At 50.7% G+C, this 6,004-nt stretch carries 5 protein-coding genes; 2 read left to right on the forward strand and 3 right to left on the reverse strand.

The window, feature by feature from the left end:
- Positions 1–25: 25 nt before the first annotated feature.
- The 3 genes from TK45_RS08235 to TK45_RS08245 form a co-directional block, all read right to left on the reverse strand.
- A complete protein-coding gene (locus tag TK45_RS08235; RefSeq protein ID WP_131258175.1) occupies positions 26–1,906 on the reverse strand; it encodes an alkaline phosphatase in 1,881 nt (626 codons plus the stop codon).
- A gap of 12 nt (positions 1,907–1,918) precedes the next feature.
- Positions 1,919–3,496, reverse strand: a complete 1,578-nt coding sequence (locus TK45_RS08240; protein ID WP_131258176.1) for an alkaline phosphatase — start codon at positions 3,494–3,496, stop codon at positions 1,919–1,921.
- Positions 3,497–3,642: 146 nt separating this feature from the next.
- Positions 3,643–4,680, reverse strand: a complete 1,038-nt coding sequence (locus tag TK45_RS08245; RefSeq protein WP_131258177.1) for a serine hydrolase — start codon at positions 4,678–4,680, stop codon at positions 3,643–3,645.
- A gap of 138 nt (positions 4,681–4,818) precedes the next feature.
- Here TK45_RS08245 and TK45_RS08250 point away from each other — a divergent pair, with 138 nt between their 5' ends.
- Together TK45_RS08250 and TK45_RS08255 are read left to right on the forward strand one after the other, a co-directional pair.
- Positions 4,819–5,214, forward strand: coding sequence for a hypothetical protein (locus tag TK45_RS08250; protein WP_131258178.1), 396 nt, complete (start codon positions 4,819–4,821; stop codon positions 5,212–5,214).
- Between the two features lie 48 nt (positions 5,215–5,262).
- On the forward strand, positions 5,263–5,661 hold the full coding sequence (locus tag TK45_RS08255) for a hypothetical protein (RefSeq protein WP_131258179.1): 399 nt from the start codon (positions 5,263–5,265) through the stop codon (positions 5,659–5,661).
- The last annotated feature ends 343 nt before the right edge of the window (positions 5,662–6,004 follow it).

Raw genomic sequence — 6,004 nt, forward strand, 5'->3', positions numbered from 1 at the left:
CGGGTGCAGGCACCCGCCATGTCAGTTACTTCGCTGCAGGTAACGCTGCGTCGGCTTTTTCGGTTAACTCACCGGCATAATTCATCAGATGAAAAATCATGCTCTGTTCGTTCGTGCCGTTTACCAGCCACGCGCCCGGACCGCGCACATAGATACCCACGTCCTCGCCCGAGTGAGTCTCAGAGTCAGCCAGTGGGATCAAGGCTTCCTGGTGGTAACCCGGAGTGGTGGTATCTACCTCAGCCAAATCTTTACGACCGGCATCGGCCGCGGCAGCGTACGAGGCATCCGAGTCAGTCACATCGGCTAAATCGCGATAGCCCAAACCATTGGTGTAACCCAGTGTGGTATATGGCATGCCATCGGCCGCCATCGCTGGCTCACTGGCGCCAATATTGACCACTTTGCCCAGAATCGGGTTGCCACGCTTGGGATAACCGGCAATCGTAAACACGTGACCATGGTCAGCGGTAACGATGATCAGCGTATCTTCGTCACTGGTCATGTCTACCGCAGCCTGCACGGCTTTAGCGAACTCCATGGTGTCATTCAGCGCACCATAAGCATTACCAGCGTGGTGGGCGTGGTCGATACGGCCGGCTTCCACCATCAGGAAATACCCTTGCTGATTATTATCCAGAATATCGATGGCTTTGGTGGTCAGTTCGGTCAACGATGGCTCTCCGGCGATATCGTTGGCTCGATCGGCAGCATATTGCATATGCGACTCATTGAATAAACCCAGTACGCGCTCGGTGGTAGTGGCATCGATAGCATCGAAGCTGGTTTGATCCCACACATACTCGCCACCGGGATACTGCAATTGCCAGTTCGCCGTTAAATCCACGCCATCAGTGCGGTCGCCTTCGACTGAACTGACTGCATCCGGGGTGTTATATGCTGCATCCTTGGGCAGGAAGTGACGACGACCGCCGCCGAATACCACCTCAATACCGTCCACATCCAGGCCGCTATAGCGGGCTTCCAGCTGGCTTTCGAAATTAATCAGCTGCCAGGCAATGTCTTTACAGCCAGCATCAATCGCAGCCTGTGGCATATCTGACACGTCTTCCCAGTTGCGATCGGCCGATTTGGCATAGGTCGCTGCCGGAGTCGCGTGGGTAATACGTGCCGTCGATACAATCCCGGTAGATTTACCGGCAATCTCGGCCAGCTCCAGCGCGGTGACCAGTTCATTACCTGCCACTGTGCTGCAATCCCCACGGCTGATGTTTTCATTCACACCAATCACGCCAACGTCAGTTTTTACCCCTGACATCATCGCGGTCATGGTGCCGGCAGAATCCGGGGTTTGCGCATCGACGTTATAGGTTTTAGACAAGCCGGCAAACGGGAATTTATCAAAGCTTAACTGGTGCTCTTCACCCATTTTACCCTGCATCTGACCTTCCAGAATACGGGCTGCGGTCACGGTGGAAATACCCATACCGTCACCCACAAACAGAATGATGTTTTTCGCTTTACCCTGCCCCGGGCCTTTGCTAGTGGCATTTTTACCTGCCGCTACCGCAGTGGCATCCAGCCAGGTTTGCTTGTTACTGGCAATTTCCTGTTGCCCGGCCACAAACCAGCTGTTGTTCAATGAACTCAGCAATTCGGCGTTGTTCACACTGGTATTGCCCGGTGAACATACATACTCGGTTGCATCGATTTCGCCACTGTCCAGCACGCCATCACGGTTATCATCCAAACCAGAGTCGATTTGTACACCGCCATTAGGACACTGGCCGTTACCGACAACCAATGCGGTTTGCATAACCAGTGAATTCACACCATCTGATCCATTGCTGCCATCAGTACCGTCTTTACCGTCGTCACCTTCCAGTGAACAGGCTGACAGACCTAACACTGCAGCGGCAATCAAAGAATATTTAAATAGAGTCATTGCGCTGTATCCTTACTCGTTGACCAGGCCAAGTGCCTGATTAATCACATGAAACACCATGCTTTGTTCCATTACGCCCTGGACTAACTGTGCGCCCGGGCCACGGGCATGCAGTGAAATATCTTCACCGGAATGGGTTTCAGAACTCAGCGGAACCAATGCTTCCTGATGGAAACCGGCGCTTTCGGTATCTACATTGGTTAAATCGTTGCGACCGGCAGCACTGGTCTGGTTATAGACTTCATCTGCATCGGTTTCGCTGCCTAGATCCTGGAAACCCATACCGTTGGTGTACCCGAGCGTGGTGTATGGCAGGCCATCATCGGCGGTAGCAGGCTCAGTCGCGCCGACATTGACGACTTTGCCAAGAATCGGATTACCCCGTTTAGGATAGCCCGCGATGGTAAATACGTGACCATGATCGGCCGTAACCAGAATTAATGTGTCTTCCGGGTTGGTGTTTTCCATCGCGACTTTTACCGCTTGGGCAAATTCAATCGCATCGGTTAGCGCGCTGTATGCGCTGCCCGCATGGTGGCCGTGGTCGATACGGCCAGACTCGACCATCAGGAAGTAACCTTTCGGGTTATTGCTCAGCACATCAATGGCTTTTTCAGTCATCTCGGACAACGCCGGTTCGCCGGCGATATCATTGGCACGATCCTGCTCGTACTGCATGTGTGACTCGTTAAACAAGCCAAACACTTTGTGATCGGTGGCCGGGTCAATGGCATCAAAACCGGTTTGATCCATGACATATTTACCCTGTGGGTACATCTCCAGCCACTCGGCGGTTAAATCGCGCCCATCAGTACGGTCGCCTTCAACACTGCTAACTGCATCTGCTGAGTTAAACGCGGCGTCTTTTGGCAGGAAATGACGACGGCCACCACCCATCACAACATCGATGCCATCCACATCAACGCCGGTATAGCGCGCTTCCAGATTGTGCTCGAAATGCACTAGCTGGTCGGCGATGTCCATACACTCAGTCTGTCCTTCCGGCATATCAGAATTGTCTTCCCAGTCGCGATCAGCCGACTTTGCGTAAGTCGCCGCTGGCGTCGCATGAGTAATCCGTGCGGTGGACACCACACCGGTTGCTAAACCTTTGATTTCCGCCAGTTCCAGCGCGGTCACTACTTCATTGCCAGCAACACTGGCGCAATTGCCGCGTACCACTTCTTCACGCACACCAATCACGCCGGCATCCGTTTTCAAACCTGACATCATGGCGGTCATGGTGCCAGCTGAGTCCGGTGTTTGCGCATCGACGTTGTAGGTTTTGATAAGCGCCGTGTGCGGGAATTGCTCGAAGCTGAGGTAATGCTCTTCGCCCGGCTCACCAGCCATTTGCCCTTCGAGAATACGCGCGGCCGTCAGGGTAGAAATTCCCATACCGTCACCGACGAACAAAATAACGTTTTTGGCTTTGAATTGATTATTGGTGTGCAGTTTCTCGGTAAGTTTGGTCTGTGCGTCCACGTACCATTGGCTGCTGGATTGATAGGCTGGCAATACATCCGCCTGGGCCACATCACAAAGCAACAGCGCCAGCATGGCGCTGACTTTGGAAAGCTTAGTTTTCATAGTGATTCCTGTTTGTGGTGTCCATGTAAAAGAGCTCACGCTCTTAGGCACGCCAAACTAAAGAAGCAAAATGACAATTGATTGACCGTTAAATGTACAAATAGTGAAGCATTTTTGACTGTTTAGAGTCGTTTTTATGTCAGCCGTTAATTTTTCGCGGCAAACACCATCCCAATGATCGGGTATAAATCATTCGGGGTAAAAGAATAGTCCTGTTCAGTGTTGACCCGGTGCACCACCACCATGTCATCCTCGGGATAAACGGCCAAAAAATGCACGCCGACGCCTGTGTGGTAGAAGCTATTGCGTTTGCCGGCTTCGCGCGCTTGAACGACCGCCCACAACATCCCATAGCCCAGGTTAAAGCGTGGGTTGGTTTCGGAGATCATCTGAGTCGACTGACGGATCCATTCCGCCGGCACCAATTGTTGCCCATTCCACTGGCCGTTTTGCAGATAGAGTTGACCATAACGGGCTAAGTCTGCAGCCGATAAGCGCATGTGATAAGCAGGAAACTGTGATTTTGCTGGCTCAAACTGATAAAAGCCATCGACCTGGGGAATCTCATCATCATTGACGCCGACCTGAGTACGACTGAGTTTGCCAGAGAGATCCTGCATGCCGATGGGCTCGGCAATCTCACTGAAAAAGGCTTCCAGCACACCTTTGCCGGTTAGGCGGGTAAATATGGCCCCGGCAGCATTAAAGTCCCAATTATTGTAATAGTGAAACTCTCCTGGTTTGTGGCTGCCACGTGGGGGTTTTTGTTGCTTCATCCACGCACTCTCGGCAGTAGCCGGGTGGTAAACCCCTGAACGTGATTGCAATAACTGACGCAACGTGGCGGATTTTTCTGTTTCACTCAGGCCATGCACATCATCAATATTGAGCTCTGCCAGGGTTTTATCTAAATCAATCACCCCTTTCGCTACGTACATTCCATACAAACTATTCAGCAACGCCTTGCGAACAGAGTGGATCAGGTGGGGCTTATGCACATCCCCGTAACTGAACGCCACCTCACCCTTATGCACAATCAGCATGGATGAGCTGCCATGCTCTTGCAGGTAAGTGCGCAGAATTTGTAACTTTTGCGGGTCAAACGCGTCAGCTGCGGCGGCAGGCTCCGCAGCTAATGTTGTCAGGCTAAGTGTTAGGGTTAGTGTGAGTAATAACAGGCGCATAGCGGTTCCTTTTGCATCGGCTCTTACCTTAAAGGCCACAATGACTTACTGCAAATAAAGCCCGTAACAGAATGTGAATGATTGATTTTTAAGCAATTTGAGGTAGATTGGTGATGTCATTGTGTTAACGGACTAACCATGAAACTCATTCCTTTTTACCTGTTGTGCCTGGCGGGTGCTGCCGGAATCGACGCAAATTACCTGGATAAAATGCAGCATCTGTTGGATCACCAGGGTGAACAACACGGTTATATCAAGCCGCAAAACAATGATTCCCGCTTTGAACTGGTGGTAGCCTACCAACCACAGCCAGCACAATCCCACAGCATTACCGATATTCTCGCCACCCCAGTGCTTAGCAAACAGTGCGACGATAATCAGTGCCAGTACAGTTTTGCCAGTGACTTAAGTGATAACGACATCGCCATGCTCAGCGAGCCGCAGTGGCGGCAGGCTTATCAGGTAGCATATACCGCAGGTTATCAGGTAGGCAGCAAACCACTGCGTAGTGTGATGGTATTTGAAGTGGAGTAATGTAGTGTCTGATTTCTTTGCCTTTGAATGCAAAAGATAGGTAACCGAATGAAAATATTAACTTTTATTGGACTATTTGCTTATGGCTTTAGCAATTTAGTGCATGCTGAACCCCTAACTTGTCATACTGGCCCTGTGGTGATTGAAATTGCACAAGGAAACTGGCAAGTCACCTCATGTAGCGATAGCAAATCTTTGGTCTTTGTTACTATGAAAGACAACCCGTCAATGCCCTTTGTTTTTATTGTCAAACGAAGTGCAGATGAAGTAAGTATTCGAGGTGAAGGTAACGGAAACAAAGTATTCACCCAACAAGCCTATTTGGCATTAAAAGGAATGTCGATGGCAAACTTTGATGAACTTGTTCAAGCTACTCTGCAAATACAAAATACGTCGTCACAAACCCAAAAGATTTATGAAAAAACTGATCACTCTCGCGTGAATTAGTTGCGGTGGCGACAGCACCATCAGGGAATTCAAATCAACTTTAGAGAATGACCTCCATGTCGTTTTTCGCCCCGTCCCGATAGGGGCGACCTCCTTTTGGACAGACCCAAAAGGAGGGAAAAGGTCTTTCGCTCCGGTAATTTGCTGATCCCTCATAAAACAGATTCCGCTTATCGAACCGGCGCAAGGCAACATCCATGTAAGGCTATGCGCCTTGGCCTGACATCCTGTCAGGCCATTCGGCGAAATCCGTTTTATATCGGGCAAATTGAGTCGCAACTAATGCGGCTTCGCCGCCAAAAGAATCGCGCGGAGCGCGGACTCTTTATGTCCCTTCAGAAGC

Origin of the sequence: Bowmanella sp. JS7-9 (assembly GCF_004329715.1) — a bacterium.
Classification (GTDB): Bacteria; Pseudomonadota; Gammaproteobacteria; order Enterobacterales; family Alteromonadaceae; genus Pseudobowmanella; species Pseudobowmanella zhangzhouensis.